This is a genomic window from Agrobacterium sp. LR_9 (genome assembly GCF_041954855.1).
GTDB classification, from domain to species: domain Bacteria; phylum Pseudomonadota; class Alphaproteobacteria; order Rhizobiales; family Rhizobiaceae; genus Agrobacterium; species Agrobacterium leguminum.
The window spans coordinates 1-16,118 of the sequence record NZ_JAVAYA010000035.1 but is presented as its reverse complement, the minus strand read 5'-3'; the positions used below and the strand labels follow the sequence as shown (position 1 = coordinate 16,118).

The following is a 16,118-nucleotide window of genomic DNA, read 5'->3' as shown; positions in this document are numbered from 1 at the left end:
AGAGCCTCGCGTCGGTCAAAAGCGCTTTCAATTTTGAGGACAATCGGACGCGTCAACGGAGGAGTTTGACAATGAATATTTCCATGAAGACTTTGTTCCTGTGCGGAGCGGCGTTTTCCGCCGCCGTCTCAGCTGAGGCGGCCGAGCTTTCCATCGCCGCCAATTCGACAGGCAAGAACGTCGCGTTCTTCCGCGAACGGATCGCCGCCTTCGAAAAAGAGACCGGTCACAAGGTCAATCTCGTCACCATGCCGTCATCGTCCAGCGAACAGTTCAGCCAGTACCGGCTGTGGCTTGCCGCCGGCAACAAGGATGTCGACGTCTACCAGACGGACGTGATCTGGGCGCCGCAGCTGGCCGACCAGTTCGTGGATTTGACCGCAGCGACGAAGGATGTCATCGGCGATCATTTCCCTTCCATCGTCGCCTCGCAGACGGTTGACGGCAAGCTCGTCGCCATGCCGATGTTCACCGACGCGCCGGCGCTTTTCTATCGCAAGGACCTTCTGGAAAAATATGGCAAGCAGCCGCCGAAGACCTGGAAGGAACTGAGCGAGACCGCCAAGGAAATCCAGGACAAGGAGCGCGAGGCAGGCCAGAAGGACCTCTGGGGCTTCGTTTTCCAGGGCAGCGCCTATGAAGGCCTGACCTGCAACGCGCTGGAATGGATCGCTTCCGCAGGCGGCGGCCATATTGTCGAGACCAACGGCGATATCTCCGTCAACAATGAGAAGGCCGCAGCCGCCATCGAAACCGCCAAGGGCTGGGTCGGCACCATCGCGCCGCAGGGCGTGCTCGCTTATAAGGAAGAGGAAGCGCGCGGCGTCTGGCAGACCGGCAATTCCGTCTTCATGCGCAACTGGCCCTATGCCTATGCACTGGGTAATGGCGACGACAGCGCCATCAAGGGCAAGTTCGGCGTCACCCCGCTACCAGCGGGCGCGGAAGGCGAAGCCCCTGCCTCGACACTCGGCGGCTGGAACCTCGCCGTTTCGAAATATTCCGACGATCAGGAAGCGGCCATTCAGCTCGTGAAATTCCTGGCATCAAAAGACACCCAGAAGATGCGCGCGATTCAGCTCTCCAACATGCCGACTATCGCATCCCTTTACGACGACAAGGACGTCGCTGCCGCGCAGCCCTTCATGCCGACATGGAAGCCGATCTTCCAGACCGCCGTTCCGCGTCCTTCCGCCTCGGCCAAGGTGAAATATAACGAGGTTTCCGCCAAGTTCTGGGGCGCCGTGCACAACACGCTCTCCGGCAACGGCACGGCAGCGGAAAATCTCGAACTTCTCGAGGTTGAACTGACCGATCTCAAAGGCAACGGCTGGTAATCCGGCCCGCGCGGGAGGCGGTCTTGACTGATCGTCTCCCGCGCCCCAACCGCGAGATATCCCCATGAACGACATCGCCCTTCAAAGACCGGTCGCGGCATCCGACGCCGACACCGGCTCTGACCTGCAGTCGGAAAGACTGAAATCCGCCTGGCTGTTTCTTGCCCCTACATTTATGGTGCTGTCGCTGGTGGCGGGCTGGCCGCTGGTGCGCACCGTGTGGTTCAGCCTCACCGACGCCTCGCTTACCAATCTCGACGGGGCGCAGTTCGTCGGCCTCAAGAACTACCTCACCTGGATCACGCTCAGCAGCGGCCGCACCATCTATCGCGGCCTACTTGCCGATCCCGCATGGTGGGGCGCGGTTCTCAACACGCTCAAATTCACCATCCTTTCCGTCAGCTTCGAAACCGTGCTCGGCCTCATCGTCGCGCTGGTGCTGAATGCCGAATTCAAGGGACGCGGCCTCGTGCGTGCCGCAATCCTCGTGCCCTGGGCCATTCCCACCATCGTTTCGGCGCAGATGTGGGCGTGGATGCTGAACGACCAGTTCGGCATATTGAACGACCTGTTCCTCAATCTCGGACTGATCTCCAACAAGATCGCCTGGACCGCCAATCCCGAAACCGCGATGATCGCCGTGCTAATCGTCGATATCTGGAAGACCACGCCCTTCATGGCGCTGCTCATCCTCGCCGGTCTACAGATGGTGCCGAAGGACATGTATGAGGCGGCAAAGGTGGATGGCATTCATCCCATCAAGGTGTTCTTCCGCGTCACTTTGCCGATGATCCGCCCGGCCCTCATGGTCGCCGTCATCTTCCGCATGCTGGATGCGATGCGCGTCTTCGATCTCATCTATATCCTGACGCCCAACAACACCCAGACCCGCACCATGTCGGTGCTGGCGCGTGAGAACCTGTTCGATTTCGACAAGTTCTCCTATGGCGCCGCTGCCTCAACCATGCTGTTCCTCATCATCGCCTCGATCACGGTCATCTATATGTGGCTTGGGCGCGTCAACACCGATGGAGCCGCGCGATGACCCTGCCAAGCATCCTGAAAACCACCGCTTTTTATGCGCTGGTCGCCATCATAATGGTGATTTCGGTATTCCCGTTTTATTACGCGATCCTGACGAGCCTGAAATCCGGCTCGGCGCTGTTCCAGGTCAATTATTGGCCGCGTGACTTCTCGCTGACCAATTACAGCTTCGTCATCGGCAACGGCACGTTTCTGCGCAATCTCGGCAATTCGCTGTTCGTTGCATCTTCGGTCGTCGTGCTATCGCTGTTTCTTGCAGTAACGGCCTCCTATGCTCTCGCCCGCGTCCGCTTCCGTGGCCGCGCGCTGCTGCTGCTCACCATCCTGTCGGTTTCGATGTTCCCGCAGATCGCCGTTCTTGCCGGCCTGTTCGAACTGATCCGCTGGGCGGGCATCTTCAACACGCCGCTGGCGCTGATCTTTTCCTACATGATCTTCACCCTGCCCTTCACGGTCTGGGTGCTGACAACCTTCATGCGCGACCTGCCGATCGAGATCGAGGAAGCGGCGATTGTCGATGGTGCAACGCCGTGGGTCATCATCACCCAGGTCTTCATGCCGCTGATGTGGCCGGCGCTCGTCACGACCGGGCTTCTCGCCTTCATCGCGGCGTGGAATGAGTTCCTCTTCGCGCTCACCTTCACCTCATCGAACGAGCAGCGCACGGTGCCTGTCGCCATCGCGCTTTTGTCGGGCGGCTCGCAGTTCGAAATTCCATGGGGAACGATCATGGCGGCTTCCGTCATCGTCACCGCCCCGCTCGTCGTCCTCGTTCTGATCTTCCAGCGACGTATCATCTCCGGCCTCACAGCCGGCGGCGTCAAAGGCTAGGAGAAAACAAATGACCACCATTCAACTGCGCGATCTTCGCAAATCCTTCGGCGCTTTCGATGTCATCAAGGGCATCGACATGGACATCCGCTCCGGCGAATTCATGGTCTTTGTCGGCCCCTCCGGCTGCGGCAAATCCACGCTTCTGCGCCTCATCTGCGGGCTGGAGGAAATTACCAGTGGCACGCTTTCCTTCGATGGCGAGACGGTGAACCGCCTGCCGCCCGCCAAGCGCGGCGTCGCCATGGTCTTCCAGTCCTATGCGCTTTATCCGCATATGACCGTATTCGAAAACATGGCCTTCGGCATGAAACTGTCAGGCGCGGACAAGGAGCAGCGGCGCAAGCGCGTGGAGGCGGCGGCCGAGATGCTGCAACTCACGCCTTATCTGGAGCGCCTGCCAAAGCAGCTATCCGGCGGCCAGCGCCAGCGTGTCGCAATCGGCCGCGCCATCGTGCGCGATCCGAAGGTCTTCCTGTTCGACGAGCCGCTCTCCAACCTCGATGCGGCATTGCGCGTTGCCACGCGTCTGGAAATCGCCAAGCTGCACCGCTCGATGCATGACACGACGATGATCTACGTTACCCACGACCAGGTGGAGGCGATGACACTCGCCGACCGTATCTGCGTTTTGCGGGACGGCAGGGTCGAGCAGATCGGCACGCCGCTGGAGCTTTACGAAAGCCCGGTCAACACCTTCGTCGCCGGCTTCATCGGCTCACCGAAGATGAACTTCCTCACCGGCAAATATGCGGAGGCCGAAGGGGCGAAAACCATCGGCATCCGCCCTGAACACATCACCATCGGCACCGATGGCAGCGGCTGGAGCGGCGAGATCGTGCATTCGGAAATGCTGGGATCGGACAGCTATATCTATGTCGAGATCGGCGCGGGTGAACCCGTCGTCGTTCGTGAAGAGGGCGTGACCGGCCGCACGGCCGGTGAACGCATCACCATCGCGCCGGATGCGACGCAGATACATCGTTTCGACGCAGAGGGCCGGGCGCTTGCCCGCAACCCTGCCCGGGGTGCCGCCTGAACATTCAACTTTCGCCGGGCTCACCCAAGGTCCCGGCTTTCACCGAGGAGCATGACAATGACCATCAACACCGTTGTATGGGGCGAAAATATCCACGAACACATCAATGAGACGGTGCGTTCGATCTATCCGAACGGCATGCACAACACCATTGCCGACGCGCTGAACCAGAATCCTGAGATCGACGCCACGACCGCCACGCTGCAGGAGCCGGAACATGGCCTTTCGCAGGAGCGCCTCGACAAGACCGACGTGCTGGTCTGGTGGGGCCACAAGGACCATGGTGCGGTGCAGGACGAGATCGTCGAGCGTGTTGCCAAACGCGTCTGGGAAGGCATGGGCCTCATCGTCCTGCATTCCGGCCACTTCTCCAAGCCGTTCAAGCGCCTGATGGGCACGCCTTGCGCGCTTAAATGGCGTGAGGCGGGCGAGCGTGAACGCCTGTGGACCATCAATCCGCGCCACCCGATTGCAGCCGGCCTGCCCGAGCATTTCGAGCTGGAAAACGAGGAAATGTATGGCGAGCAGTTTTCCGTGCCGGAGCCGCTGGAAACCGTCTTCATCTCCTGGTTCCAGGGCGGCGAAGTCTTCCGGTCCGGTCTTACCTGGCGCCGTGGTGCAGGCAATATCTTCTATTTCCGCCCCGGCCACGAGACCTATCCCACCTATCACGACGCCAATGTGCAGAAGGTCATCAGCAACTCGGTGAAATGGGCCTATAATCCCGTTGGCGCACTGAAAAGCATTCATGACGCCCCCAATGTTCCCGTCGACAAGGCGCTGGAGCCAATCGAAGAACGCGGCCCCAAGCTGCACAAGGCAGGCGAAGCAGGTTATAGGTAAAAAGCCATGAGACTTCTCATTCTCGGAACCGGCGGCATGGCCAACAACCATGCCACCTATTTCTCGCAAATCCCCGGCGTCGAACTGGTCGCGGCAGTGGATGTGGACGATGTGGTGGTGCGGGGCTTTGCGCTGCGCCACAACATTCCGCTCTCCTTCACCTCACTGGATGACGCCATTGCCTGGGGTGAATTCGATGCGGCGGCGAATGTCACGCCGGACGCGATCCACCACCCCACCAGCCTTAAACTGCTGGCGGCCGGCAAGCATGTCTTCTGCGAAAAGCCGCTGGCGGAAAACTACGCCAAGGCCGCCGAAATGGCCGATGCCGCCGAAAAAGCCGGCCTCATTGCCATGGTCAACCTCACCTATCGCAACGTTGCCCCCTTGCAGGCGGCGCGTGAGATGGTGCTGGCAGGCAAGATCGGCAAGGTGCGGCATCTGGAAGCCTCCTATCTCCAGAGCTGGCTCGTTTCCAAGGCCTGGGGCGACTGGATGACGGAGAGCAAGTGGCTGTGGCGGCTTTCCACCAAGCATGGCTCAAACGGCGTGCTTGGTGATGTCGGCATCCACATTCTCGACTTCGCCTCCTATGGCGCGGGCAGCGATGTGGAACGCATCTTCACGCGGCTGAAGACCTTCGACAAATATGAAGGCAACAAAATTGGCGTCTACGACCTCGACGCCAATGACAGCTTCACCATGACCGCCGAGCTTGAAAACGGTGCCATGGGCGTCATCCATGCCAGCCGCTGGGCGACGGGTCACTTGAACGAACTTCGTCTGCGTATCCATGGCGACAAGGGAGCATTGGAAGTGATCCACACCCCGGATTATTCCAGCCTGCGCGCCTGCATCGGCGAGGATGTGGAAAAGGCGATATGGAAGACCATCGATGTCGACCCGGTGCCGACGAATTACGAAAAATTCGCCAGGGCCGTCATGGAAGGCGGCCCCGCCGATCCGGATTTCCGTCATGCCGCCAATCTGCAGAAGGTGCTCGATCTGTCGATCATTGCGGATCGGGAACGGCGCGAGCTGGCCGTTTCGGCTTGATTTGCGAAAGTGCGGCGGCACAAACCGCCGCATGGATTGCTGCAAAGGGCGCTCCTCGCTCTCCGTCAGCGAGGACTTGATCCGGGGTCCAGCCACGGCGCAGACGCGCCTTGGCTGGATGCCGGATCAGGTCCGTCATGACGGAGGGAACTTATAACTCCCTCAAACCCCGCGCTTATTCCCCCACAACAGCACATGCAGCTGCGGCAGCACCCGGGCGGAAAACCAGCGGTCTTCGCTCACCTTGTCCACCAGCCACAACATCCGGTCCATCACCCCGTCGATATCCACCCGCGCATCGTCGTCATCCGGCGGCGGCGGAGTATGGTTGCCGGGCTGGAGATAGACAGGCAAATGCGGGAAACGCGCGGATGCCGCCTTGGCATAGGCATAATCCGCATCGTCGAACACCACGATCTTTAGCGCCACCTGCGGTTCGTCGCCGGCGGCGGCAAGACAGTCTTCGAAGGCCTGCCAGTCCGTTTCCATGCCGCTCGATGGCGGCTTGGGGCTCAGCACCAGATGGTCGAGATCGGCAAACCAGTCTTTCGCGATGCTGCCCTGCGTTTCCAGCGCGAAACGATACCCCTCGCCCTGCCCCTTCGCGATCAAGGCCCCGAGCGGTTGAATGGCCGGATTGCCGCCTGAAAGCGAAACCGTCAGCGGCACGCCGCCGGAAAGCCGCCGCACCTCCTGCCAGATCGCCTCGACAGGCATTGGCTTCCATGTATCGCGGTACTCGCTTTCAACGGCATGCAGCGTATCGCACCAGGAACAACGATAGTCGCAGCCGCCGGTACGCACGAAAACGGTCGGCAGACCGATCAGCAGGCCTTCGCCCTGAATGGTCGGGCCGAAGATTTCGCTGATGCGGATCGTGGTCTCCTTGGCTGCAATCTTGTGTGCAACCGCCGTCATGGCCGGTATTCCGCCCAGGTCTTGGCGGTTTCGCTGACCCGCACGGCGCTGGTTTCCGGCAGGCGATCCTTGCACCAGTCGTAAAAATGCTTCGCCAGACATTCCGCCGTCACCCGGTCATGGCCAAGAACGTCGTTCAGGTGGCGATGGTCGAAATGATCGTCGATATAGCGTTTCAGCGGTGCAAGCTCGTGATAGTCGCGCACGAAACCGTGCTCGTTCAGCGCTTCGCCTGCCAGCTCGATCTCGACGATGTAATTATGCCCGTGGAGGCGATTGCATTGGTGATCCGACGGCAGGCTTTTTAACTGGTGCGAGGCGGAGAAGTGAAATTCCTTGGTGATGCGGAACATCAGCGCACCTCCTGCGCCGCATAGGCATGGGTGGCCGCCACCCAGAAATCCGGGTCCTCATAGTCGGTCGGATCGGTGACACCGGCCAGATGAAAGGCCTCGCGCCGTTCCACGCAGGTGCCGCAGCGGCCGCAGTGGCGCAAGCCGCCCTTGTAACAGGACCATGTTTCGCCAAAGGGCGTGCCGTATTTCGCACCATCGGTCACAATCGCCGCCTTGGAAACGGTGACATAGGGGGCGAAGAGCTTGACGTCAGCATAACCTTCCAGCGCATGCGCCTGCATGGCATTGAAGCTGTCGATGAAGCCCGGCCGGCAATCGGGGTAGATGAAGTGATCGCCGCCATGCACGGCAATCGCCACAGCATCCGCCTGCTGCGCGGCGGCCAGCCCGAAAGCGATGGTGAGCATGATGGCGTTGCGGTTCGGCACCACGGTTGAGCGCATGGTCTCTTCCGCATAGTGCCCGTCCGGCACCTCCACGTCGTCAGTCAGCGCCGAACCGGTGAGATGGGCGCCGATGGTTCTGATATCGATGACATGATGCGGCACGCCGAGACGCCTTGCGCAATCGGCAGCGTATTCCAGCTCCTTCCTGTGGCGCTGGCCATAGTCGAAGGAGACGAGAGCGAGAAGTTCGTGTTCCGCCGCGATTTTATGCGCAAGCGAAACGGAGTCCAATCCGCCGGAGCAGATGACGATGGTTTTCATAATTTGGGATCCCTTGTTTTGACCGGGTGGGCTGCGACCGGATTACGGGGAGCGGCTTTAAACCAAACCGACGGGCTTGTGAAGGGTCTTGCGGAAATCGCGCAAAGCCGCGCCATCACGAAAATGCCCCGCGGCAGCAACAAGACGAAACAATCGGGACATATGCGGGAAACCGGCACGATCTAGAACGATGCGGAATCTGCTGTTCTTGAAGGGTCTTGCCAATGGTGGCGGCTGATACATTTCTGTTTTCGCTGAGCAACCTCAGCTCTCTCGGCACCGGCCTGCTGATGGCGATGGCGGGCATGCTTTATGTCACGCTCACCATTCGCGGGCTGATTGCCGCTCTTCGCCATGGATAGAGCACTCGAGCCGAAACGTCACCGGTTCAGGCGCAATCTCACAACCGGCCTCCTCGTCGCTTCTGCAGCGCTCGTCACCGCCACCGGCATAGCTTCGTTCGTGTTCCTGATCTGGATGGTCAGGACCGTTGCGCGCTGGCTGGGTCTTTTTGTCGGCCTATGAAAATCTGATGAACACGCGACGCTCGCCACTACATGGCAGAGCGGAAAAGGCCCGGCGAACTGGCAGTGCGCCGGGCCTTTTTTCGTTGGCTTTGGGCTCAGCGCAGCAGCGCCTGGGCCTCCTCGATACCGAGTGCTGCCGGCTGGGTGCAGGTCGTCGTCATTTCGATGAAACGGCCCTCCTCCCCGGATTTGAGGATCGAGGTCATCACATCGATGCCGTGCAATGAGCGGTCGAGTGAGCAGCGGGCATCACGGCCTTCCAGAATAGCGATTGCCATATCGGCAAGGCCCGCCGTGCGATAATTGGCGCGCGGGCCATTGGGGCTTTCCTGATTGGCGATGCCGAAAGGATGCGCCCAGTCTTCCAGCGGCTGGATATTCTTGTCCCGCCCGCTCGCTTCCACCACGCCGCCGAAGAAATTCGGGTCCGGCACGTAGATCGAGCCTTCCGTGCCATAGAGTTCCATGTTGGCGTGGCGATGCGACCAGACATCCCAGCTGGCCGAAAGCGTGATCGTCGCGCCGTTCACGAATTCCAGCAAGGCATGGATATTGGTCGGCGTTTCGACGGGAATGATCTCGCCGTTCAGCGGCTGGCTGGTCACCGTACGGGTCGGATTTGCCATGCTGGTCAGCGCACCGACGCGCTTCACCGGACCGATGAGGTTGATGAGATTGGCGACGTAATAGGGACCGAGATCGAGGATCGGCCCGCCGCCCTTCAGGAAGAAGAAGCCCGGGTTCGGGTGCCACATCTCCATGCCGGGGCTCATCACATGGCAGGTGCCGGAAGTGATGCGCCCGACCTTACCGTCATCGATATACTGTCGGGCAAGCTGATGCGCGCCGCCGAGGAAGGTATCCGGCGCGCAGCCGACGGAGAGGTTCTTCTCCCGGGCGATGCGCCGTAGTTCCTCGCCTTCCTCCAGCGAAAGCACCAGCGGCTTTTCCGAATAGACGTGCTTGCCCGCCTCAAGGGCGGCTTTCGACACCGGAAAATGCGCGGCGGGAATGGTGAGGTTCACCACCACATCGATATCCTTGTTGGCGAGCAGCTCCTCGATGGACTGCGCGACGACACCGAATTCTTCCGCCCTCAGCTCCGCCGCATTGCGGTTGAGGTCGGCGCAGGCCAGCACCTTGATGCCCTTGAAGAGCGGTGCCAGCGAAAAGTAAGCAGACGAGATATTGCCGCATCCGATGATGCCGACGCCAAGATCCCTGGCCATGATGCAAACTCCGAAATTGAAACTTAGTAGGTCTTGAAAGATGCGATCGAGCGGGTGATCAGCCGGTCGATATCCTTGGGATTGTCGTGCTCGACCACGAAATGTTTCGTGGCGGATTTCGCCTTCAGCGCCGCGACGAGACCCTTCCAGTCCACGGTCCCATGGCCGACATCGGCCCAGCCATCCTCGTCCGCATTCTCGCCTGCTGGTGCGATATCCTTCACATGTACCGCAGTAATGCGCTTGCCGTAGCTTTCGATCCAGGCGAGCGGATCGGCATTGCCGCGAATGATCCAGGCGATATCCGCCTCCCATTTCAAATCCGGGCCACCGGCAAAAATCTGTTCCTGTGGGGTGGAACCGTCGCCAAGCGTCTTGAACTCGAAATCGTGGTTATGCCAGCCGAAGACCAGCCCGGCATCGACGAAAGGCTTGCCGGCTTCCTGCAGGCGCTTGCCGAAAGCGAACCAGCCTGCGGCATCTGTCGGGCGCTGGTCAGGCATCAGATAAGGGCAATAGATCGCCTCAACACCCAGAACTTTCGCAATGTTCAGCGCCTTTTTCGGGTCGCCCTCAAGAAGATCGAGGCCGAAATGGCCGGTCGGCATGGCAAGGCCATTGGCGTCGAGTTCGGCGCGCAGGCCTTTCAAACCGGCATCATCCAGCGAAGCGTACATCGCGCCATAACCTTCGACATGTTTATAACCCGCCGCCGAAAGCTTCTTCAGAATGTTGGAAAAAGGCTGGAAATTACGGGCGCTGTAAAGCTGGAAACCGAATTCTGTCATTGTCTCCTCCATAGAGATCTGGGTCTTGGGATTGTGTGGGGGTAAATGGAAGCTGTTCTAGAGCCGGTCCTCGCTTTGTGCGTCGAACAGCGAGGCCATCGTCATGTCGAGGCCGAGGCGCACCTTGGTGCCGGGTGAAAACCGCCTGTGGCCGCCGACACGCACGGACATGGTATGCCCGGCATGTTTCAGCCAGATCAGATTGTCGGCGCCCATCGGTTCCTCGATATCGACAATCGCCTCATGCACTTCGCCGCCGACAATATCGGCATCGACGCGCACATGTTCGGGGCGAACGCCCAGAACCACGGCACGGCCGGCGGCGAGCGGCGTTTCCGCATGATAGCCATCCAGGGCGAAAGTCACGCCATTGGTGGTGAAGACCACCTTGCCGTCCTTTTCGATCAACTCGCCGCGCAGGAAATTCATCGACGGCGAGCCGATGAAACCGGCGACGAAGAGGTTTCGCGGCTTGTTGTAGATGGTGACGGGATCGGCCAGCTGCTGGATGACGCCGCTTTTCATGATGGCGATGCGGTCCGCCAGCGTCAGCGCCTCGATCTGATCATGCGTCACATAGATCATGGTGTTCTTCAGCGACTGGTGCAGCCGCTTGATTTCGACGCGCAGTTCCGAGCGCAGCTTGGCGTCGAGGTTGGAGAGCGGCTCGTCGAACAGGAACACATCCACATCCCGCACCAGCGCCCGGCCGATGGCCACACGCTGGCGCTGGCCGCCGGAAAGCTCGGCGGGCTTGCGCTTCAACAGCGGCTCGATCTGCAATATTCCGGCCGCTCTTTTCACACGTCGGTCGATCTCCTCTTTCGGCACCTTGGCGACCTGCAGACCGAAGGACAGGTTTTTCTCCACCGTCATCTGCGGATAAAGCGCATAGGACTGGAACACCATGCCAATGCCTCGGTCTTTCGGCTCCTCCCAGGTGACGTTGCGGTCCTTGATGAATATCTGTCCGTCGGTCGGCTCCAGAAGGCCGGCGATGCAATTGAGAAGGGTCGACTTTCCGCAGCCGGAAGAGCCGAGCAGCACGAGGAATTCGCCGTCGTAAATATCGAGATTGAGGTCTTTCAGCACGGTAACGGCGCCGAAGGACAGGGAAAGATCGCGGATGGAAACGCTTTTGTTCATATAGATCAACCTTTTACTGCGCCTGCGGCAATGCCGCGGACGAAAAGCCTGCCGGAGACGAAATAGACGATCAGCGGCACGGCACCCGTGAGAAGGGTTGCGGCCATGTTAACGTTATATTCCTTCACGCCCTGCACGGAGTTGACGATATTATTGAGCTGCACCGTCATCGGGTAATATTCCGGCCGCGTGAACACCACGCCGAACAGGAAGTCGTTCCAGATGCCGGTCACCTGCAGGATCATCGCCACGACGAAGATCGGCAGTGACATGGGCAGCATGATGCGGAAATAGATCTGCCAGAAATTGGCGCCATCGATGCGCGCCGCCTTAAACAATTCTTCCGGCAGCGAGGCGAAATAATTGCGGAACAGCAGCGTCAGGATCGGCATGCCGAAAATGGTGTGCACGATGACGAGGCCGGTCAGCGTGCCATAAACACCCATTTCGCGCAGCACGATGACGATCGGATAGATCATCACCTGATAGGGAATGAAGGCACCGATGATGAGGATGGAGAAGAACAGTTCCGATCCCTTGAACTTCCAGTTCGCCATGGCGTAGCCGCTGACGGAGGCGACGACGATCGAGATCACCACCGAAGGCACAAGGATGCGCACCGAATTCCAGAAGCCGCGTGAAAGCCCGTCGCAGTTCAAGCCCGTGCAGGCATTGGCCCAGGCCTTTACCCAGGGTTCGAAAGTGATTTCCACCGGCGGCGCGAAGATGTTGCCGAGCCGGATTTCCGGCATGCCCTTCAGCGAGGTGACGACCATCACGTAAAGCGGCAGCAGGTAATAGGCGGCGGCCACGAAAAGCGTGCCGTAAAGAATGATGTTGCGGCGGGAAAAGGTTTTCCTCGGCTTCCTGCCGCGCGGGCCGGAAAGGTCCTGGGCAACCGCATCGCTGGCGGCAACAACCGTGTTCAATGTGCTGATATTAGCCACGCTTCTTGCCTCCGAATTCGAGGTAGGCCCATGGAATGATGATGATCGCGACCGTCAGGAGCATCATTGTCGAGGCGGCGAAGCCCTGCCCCAGGTTCTGTGCCTGGAACATGTAGTCATAGACATATTTCGCCGGTACTTCAGATGCGATACCCGGCCCGCCGCTCGTCTGCGCCACGACAAGATCGTAGACCTTGACGATGCCGCTGGCGATGATGACCAGCGTGGTGATGAAGACCGGCCGCATCATGGGAATGATGATGAGAATATAGGTCTTCCACATCGGAATGCCGTCGACACGCGTCGCCTTCCAGATGTCCTCATCGATACCGCGAAGACCCGCCAGCATCAGGCACATGACGAGCCCCGTGCCCTGCCAGAGTGCCGCGATCAGGATGCCGTAGATAACGATCTGGGAATTATAGAGCGGGTCGAATGTGAAACTTTCCCAGCCCATCGAGCGAACCACGGACTGGATGCCGAATTCCGGGTTCAGCAGCCATTGCCAGACGAGGCCGGTGACGATGAAGGACAGGGCGAAAGGATAGAGGAAAATGGTGCGGAAGGTGTTTTCGAAACGAATTTTCTGATCCATCAGCGCCGCCAGCACGAAACCGATGACGAGGCTGAAAATAAGCGACAACACGCCGTAGATCGCCAGATTCTGGATGGATACGATCCAGCGTGGTGCTGCCCACAAACGCTCATATTGATCGAAACCGATGAAACTCGCGCGCGGCAGAAGCTTTGAATTGGTGAAGGAATAAACCACCGTCCAGATCGTTCCGCCGAGGAAGATCACCATGGCGGTCAGTATCATGGGAATGGAGGCAATCTTGGAATTGAGATTGCGGAAAAGCTGGTTGGGGCGCCCCGAGCGCGCTTGACCTGCCATGTTACCTCCTCCTGTAACGTTACAGTCAACAGTCAGGCAAAAAGCCTCACCGCATGAAACCCCTGCCCGTGCTGATGATTGTTGCACAGGCAGGACGCTGGAAAGGAAAGCGGCGAACCGCTTTCCCACCCGGAGAGATCACACTCAGTCCGCCGAACCGATAATGTCCGCGAAGCGCTTCTGCCCGTCTTCCGCCGACATCGAGCCCGCGAAGAATTCCGCCATCAGGTCTTCCTTCTGTTTCTGCGTATCGGCGGAAATCAGCTGGTCGGTGCTGGTGAGGGCATTGCCCTTGGCCAGAATTGCCAGACCCTTTTTCATGCAGTCATTGGCTGCATTCAGATCGACGTCGCCGCGGATCGGCAGCGAGCCTTTCTTCAGGTTAAAGGCCACCTGCGTTTTTGGATCCACGATGGTTGCGGCGAGAACGTCCTGCGCCTTGGTTTTCGCCTCGTCCTTCAAAACAGGGAAATAAAAGGCGTCGCCACCCGTGGTGAGATATTCACTGAGGCCAAGACCGGGAAGGCAGGAATAATCCGTGCCGGCTTTCTGGTTGGCCAGCTGGAATTCACCCTGCGCCCAGTCACCCATGATCTGGCCGCCGGCCTTGCCGGTGATGACCATGTTGGTGGCCTGGTTCCAGTCCTGAACATTGGTGCCCTTGGCCATGTCGCGCGCCTCGACGGCAGCCGCGAAAATCTTCGCCATCTCGGGCCCGGCTGCCGCTTCGGCATCCTTGTCGCCATAGACCTTCTGATAAAGGTCCTTGCCGCCGATCGAAAGCGTCAGCGTGTCGAACAGGCCGTTAGCCTGCCATGCCTGCCCACCGAGCGCAAGCGGCTGGATGCCGGCCTTTTTCAGCGCCGGCGCGGCGGCAACGAATTCCGTCCAGTTCTTCGGAACTTCGACGCCCGCCTTCTTGAAGGCTTCATTGGAAAGCCATAGCCATTGCCAGGAATGGATGTTTACCGGCGCGCAGTAAATCTTGCCGTCAATGGTGCAGCTGTCGAGCAGGCTTGCCGGCTTGATGACGTCCTTCCAGTTGCCCTTTGCGGCAACATCGGACAGGTCGCGCATCAGGCCTGCCTGCACCAGCTCTTCCGCCTGACGGCCGTGGTTGAACTGGGTCGCGCCCATCGGGTCGCCGCCGGTGATACGGCTGATCATGATCGGACGGGCCGTGCCGCCCGAACCGGCAATCGCGCCATCCACCCATTTGTTGCCGGTTGCGTCGAAAGCCTTAGCCAATTCGGCGACCGCTGCGGCTTCGCCGCCCGAAGTCCACCAATGGGTCACCTCAAGATCGGTGGCCCCGGCGATACCCGCCGGAATCATGACGCTGGCCAGAAAAGCCGCAGAAATAACACGCATTCGCATGAGTCTCCTCCCTCACTGAAACGTTGCAGTTGGAACGTATGCGAAGATTTTTGATTAGGCAACCGCCTAAAATACGAATCTCACAGCGCCCCTCAGGAGGCATTTCGAACGATTGGAAATGCGCCGGATAGATATGCGGCACAGGGGATTGCGCTGCGTAATCCACACGCAATGCCAGTCGCGTAGAAAACTTCGTCGTGAGTAAAACAGGCGAAGAGACCATGAAGCGCTGGCATATTCTTTTGGTCATCGGACTAGCCGGCGTCGCATCGCTTTTATTGGCGACATTTGAGCAGCTTGTACCGGGACAGCAACTTTCATTCGGAATGCGCCTGCTGATCCTCATCCAGCCAACAATACTGACCGTTGCGGCGGTTGCAACCGGTCAGGCTCTGGCCGCAAAACTCGGGCTTGGCGCGCCCTTGGTCGATACCTGGCTGACGGGCGGCAACCCGCGCGCGGTGCTGCGCACACAGGTGCCGCCCGCACTGGCGGTGGGCATTGCCGTCGGCCTGCTGATGATCGCCTATTCATCAGCGATCCTGCCATCGGTCGCGGATGCGCCCACCATGGCAAAAATGACCGCGTTTAATGTCCCGCTGGCGACCCGGATTCTCTATGGCGGAATCACGGAGGAGCTATTGACCCGATGGGGCCTGATGTCGTTTCTCGCCTGTACGCTCTGGCGCATGACAGGAAGAGGACAGATTCGACCGGTGATTTTGTGGGCCGCTATCCTTATGGCGGCGGCACTCTTCGCCGCAGGTCATCTGCCGTTTCTGTTTGCGATTGTCACTCGGCCGCAAGCGGCGCTGGTCCTTGCAGTCCTGCTCACCAATTTCATTCCCGGCCTGCTGTTCGGATGGCTGTTCTGGCGTCGGGGGCTGGAAGCGGCGATGCTTTCCCATGCCCTTGCCCATTGCGTGAACGCGCTGATCGCCTGAGCCGAAAAGGCGGGCCGGACAATACCCGTCTCACCTTCCCTAAACCTTCGACGCTGGGGCAATTCTATTGCCTTTTATAATCGTCCTCGATGCGGATGACATCATCCTCGCCGATATAGGCTCCGGTCTGGATT

The 16,118-nt window shown here is 59.5% G+C and carries 18 protein-coding genes; 9 read left to right on the top strand and 9 right to left on the bottom strand.

Annotated features, from left to right (window positions below; translation table 11 throughout):
- The first annotated feature begins 71 nt into the window (after nt 1-71).
- The 6 genes from RAC79_RS23970 to RAC79_RS23945 all read left to right on the top strand — a co-directional run bounded on the left by RAC79_RS23970 (nt 72) and on the right by RAC79_RS23945 (nt 6,150).
- Nucleotides 72-1,337 carry an ABC transporter substrate-binding protein gene (locus tag RAC79_RS23970; RefSeq protein WP_078052531.1) on the top strand — a complete coding sequence of 422 codons (1,266 nt, stop codon included), beginning with the start codon at nt 72-74 and terminating at the stop codon, nt 1,335-1,337.
- 64 nt (nt 1,338-1,401) lie between these two features.
- The gene (locus RAC79_RS23965; RefSeq protein WP_174039896.1) at nt 1,402-2,382 is read left to right on the top strand and encodes a carbohydrate ABC transporter permease; all 981 of its coding nucleotides are present in this window, start codon (nt 1,402-1,404) and stop codon (nt 2,380-2,382) included.
- Nucleotides 2,379-3,212: a carbohydrate ABC transporter permease gene (locus tag RAC79_RS23960; protein ID WP_078052529.1), complete on the top strand. Its 834-nt coding sequence runs from the start codon at nt 2,379-2,381 to the stop codon at nt 3,210-3,212. The genes RAC79_RS23965 and RAC79_RS23960 overlap by 4 nt, the downstream gene beginning before the upstream one ends.
- Before the next feature lie 10 nt (nt 3,213-3,222).
- Complete coding sequence (locus RAC79_RS23955; protein WP_174039897.1) at nt 3,223-4,251, top strand: ABC transporter ATP-binding protein; 1,029 nt, start codon at nt 3,223-3,225, stop codon at nt 4,249-4,251.
- 57 nt (nt 4,252-4,308) lie between these two features.
- On the top strand, nt 4,309-5,094 hold the full coding sequence (locus RAC79_RS23950; protein ID WP_174039898.1) for a ThuA domain-containing protein: 786 nt from the start codon (nt 4,309-4,311) through the stop codon (nt 5,092-5,094).
- A gap of 6 nt (nt 5,095-5,100) precedes the next feature.
- A complete protein-coding gene (locus RAC79_RS23945) occupies nt 5,101-6,150 on the top strand; it encodes a Gfo/Idh/MocA family protein (protein ID WP_078052527.1) in 1,050 nt (349 codons plus the stop codon).
- Nucleotides 6,151-6,312: 162 nt separating this feature from the next.
- Here RAC79_RS23945 and queE read toward each other — a convergent pair whose 3' ends face one another.
- The 3 genes from queE to queC are packed head-to-tail and all read right to left on the bottom strand — an operon-like array spanning nt 6,313 to nt 8,131.
- Nucleotides 6,313-7,068, bottom strand: a complete 756-nt coding sequence (gene queE, locus RAC79_RS23940; protein WP_374997613.1) for a 7-carboxy-7-deazaguanine synthase QueE — start codon at nt 7,066-7,068, stop codon at nt 6,313-6,315.
- On the bottom strand, nt 7,065-7,421 hold the full coding sequence (gene queD, locus RAC79_RS23935) for a 6-carboxytetrahydropterin synthase QueD (RefSeq protein WP_020811477.1): 357 nt from the start codon (nt 7,419-7,421) through the stop codon (nt 7,065-7,067). Before queD ends, queE begins: the two co-directional genes overlap by 4 nt.
- Complete coding sequence (queC, locus tag RAC79_RS23930) at nt 7,421-8,131, bottom strand: 7-cyano-7-deazaguanine synthase QueC (protein ID WP_080854547.1); 711 nt, start codon at nt 8,129-8,131, stop codon at nt 7,421-7,423. Before queC ends, queD begins: the two co-directional genes overlap by 1 nt.
- 224 nt (nt 8,132-8,355) lie before the next feature.
- Between queC and RAC79_RS23925 the strand changes: the two genes are divergently transcribed.
- Complete coding sequence (locus RAC79_RS23925; RefSeq protein WP_374997612.1) at nt 8,356-8,493, top strand: hypothetical protein; 138 nt, start codon at nt 8,356-8,358, stop codon at nt 8,491-8,493.
- Nucleotides 8,486-8,656, top strand: coding sequence for a hypothetical protein (locus RAC79_RS23920; protein WP_020811473.1), 171 nt, complete (start codon nt 8,486-8,488; stop codon nt 8,654-8,656). The genes RAC79_RS23925 and RAC79_RS23920 overlap by 8 nt, the downstream gene beginning before the upstream one ends.
- Before the next feature lie 97 nt (nt 8,657-8,753).
- On the opposite strand, the gene RAC79_RS23915 is transcribed toward RAC79_RS23920, so the two are convergent.
- From RAC79_RS23915 to RAC79_RS23890, 6 genes are all read right to left on the bottom strand, one after another.
- On the bottom strand, nt 8,754-9,887 hold the full coding sequence (locus RAC79_RS23915) for a Gfo/Idh/MocA family protein (protein ID WP_059758555.1): 1,134 nt from the start codon (nt 9,885-9,887) through the stop codon (nt 8,754-8,756).
- A gap of 23 nt (nt 9,888-9,910) precedes the next feature.
- Nucleotides 9,911-10,675, bottom strand: coding sequence for a sugar phosphate isomerase/epimerase family protein (locus tag RAC79_RS23910; RefSeq protein ID WP_374997611.1), 765 nt, complete (start codon nt 10,673-10,675; stop codon nt 9,911-9,913).
- A gap of 57 nt (nt 10,676-10,732) precedes the next feature.
- Nucleotides 10,733-11,821, bottom strand: a complete 1,089-nt coding sequence (locus RAC79_RS23905; protein WP_059758596.1) for an ABC transporter ATP-binding protein — start codon at nt 11,819-11,821, stop codon at nt 10,733-10,735.
- A 5-nt stretch (nt 11,822-11,826) separates the two neighbouring features.
- Nucleotides 11,827-12,768, bottom strand: coding sequence for a carbohydrate ABC transporter permease (locus RAC79_RS23900; RefSeq protein WP_078052523.1), 942 nt, complete (start codon nt 12,766-12,768; stop codon nt 11,827-11,829).
- Nucleotides 12,761-13,663 (bottom strand): carbohydrate ABC transporter permease, encoded by a 903-nt coding sequence (locus RAC79_RS23895; RefSeq protein WP_059758547.1) that lies wholly within the window; start codon nt 13,661-13,663, stop codon nt 12,761-12,763. Before RAC79_RS23895 ends, RAC79_RS23900 begins: the two co-directional genes overlap by 8 nt.
- Before the next feature lie 144 nt (nt 13,664-13,807).
- On the bottom strand, nt 13,808-15,040 hold the full coding sequence (locus tag RAC79_RS23890) for an ABC transporter substrate-binding protein (protein ID WP_003525113.1): 1,233 nt from the start codon (nt 15,038-15,040) through the stop codon (nt 13,808-13,810).
- 221 nt (nt 15,041-15,261) lie between these two features.
- Between RAC79_RS23890 and RAC79_RS23885 the strand changes: the two genes are divergently transcribed.
- Nucleotides 15,262-15,984, top strand: coding sequence for a CPBP family intramembrane glutamic endopeptidase (locus RAC79_RS23885; protein ID WP_174045384.1), 723 nt, complete (start codon nt 15,262-15,264; stop codon nt 15,982-15,984).
- The last annotated feature ends 134 nt before the right edge of the window (nt 15,985-16,118 follow it).

Excerpts from the sequence above, each read along its gene's own strand:
- RAC79_RS23970 (WP_078052531.1), top strand. The coding sequence starts at position 72 with ATGAATATTTCCATGAAGACTTTGTTCCTGTGCGGAGCGGCGTTTTCC.
- RAC79_RS23965 (WP_174039896.1), top strand. The coding sequence starts at position 1,402 with ATGAACGACATCGCCCTTCAAAGACCGGTCGCGGCATCCGACGCCGAC.
- RAC79_RS23960 (WP_078052529.1), top strand. The coding sequence starts at position 2,379 with ATGACCCTGCCAAGCATCCTGAAAACCACCGCTTTTTATGCGCTGGTC.
- RAC79_RS23955 (WP_174039897.1), top strand. The coding sequence starts at position 3,223 with ATGACCACCATTCAACTGCGCGATCTTCGCAAATCCTTCGGCGCTTTC.
- RAC79_RS23950 (WP_174039898.1), top strand. The coding sequence starts at position 4,309 with ATGACCATCAACACCGTTGTATGGGGCGAAAATATCCACGAACACATC.
- RAC79_RS23945 (WP_078052527.1), top strand. The coding sequence starts at position 5,101 with ATGAGACTTCTCATTCTCGGAACCGGCGGCATGGCCAACAACCATGCC.
- queE (WP_374997613.1), bottom strand. The coding sequence starts at position 7,068 with ATGACGGCGGTTGCACACAAGATTGCAGCCAAGGAGACCACGATCCGC.
- queD (WP_020811477.1), bottom strand. The coding sequence starts at position 7,421 with ATGTTCCGCATCACCAAGGAATTTCACTTCTCCGCCTCGCACCAGTTA.
- queC (WP_080854547.1), bottom strand. The coding sequence starts at position 8,131 with ATGAAAACCATCGTCATCTGCTCCGGCGGATTGGACTCCGTTTCGCTT.
- RAC79_RS23925 (WP_374997612.1), top strand. The coding sequence starts at position 8,356 with ATGGTGGCGGCTGATACATTTCTGTTTTCGCTGAGCAACCTCAGCTCT.
- RAC79_RS23920 (WP_020811473.1), top strand. The coding sequence starts at position 8,486 with ATGGATAGAGCACTCGAGCCGAAACGTCACCGGTTCAGGCGCAATCTC.
- RAC79_RS23915 (WP_059758555.1), bottom strand. The coding sequence starts at position 9,887 with ATGGCCAGGGATCTTGGCGTCGGCATCATCGGATGCGGCAATATCTCG.
- RAC79_RS23910 (WP_374997611.1), bottom strand. The coding sequence starts at position 10,675 with ATGACAGAATTCGGTTTCCAGCTTTACAGCGCCCGTAATTTCCAGCCT.
- RAC79_RS23905 (WP_059758596.1), bottom strand. The coding sequence starts at position 11,821 with ATGAACAAAAGCGTTTCCATCCGCGATCTTTCCCTGTCCTTCGGCGCC.
- RAC79_RS23895 (WP_059758547.1), bottom strand. The coding sequence starts at position 13,663 with ATGGCAGGTCAAGCGCGCTCGGGGCGCCCCAACCAGCTTTTCCGCAAT.
- RAC79_RS23890 (WP_003525113.1), bottom strand. The coding sequence starts at position 15,040 with ATGCGAATGCGTGTTATTTCTGCGGCTTTTCTGGCCAGCGTCATGATT.
- RAC79_RS23885 (WP_174045384.1), top strand. The coding sequence starts at position 15,262 with ATGAAGCGCTGGCATATTCTTTTGGTCATCGGACTAGCCGGCGTCGCA.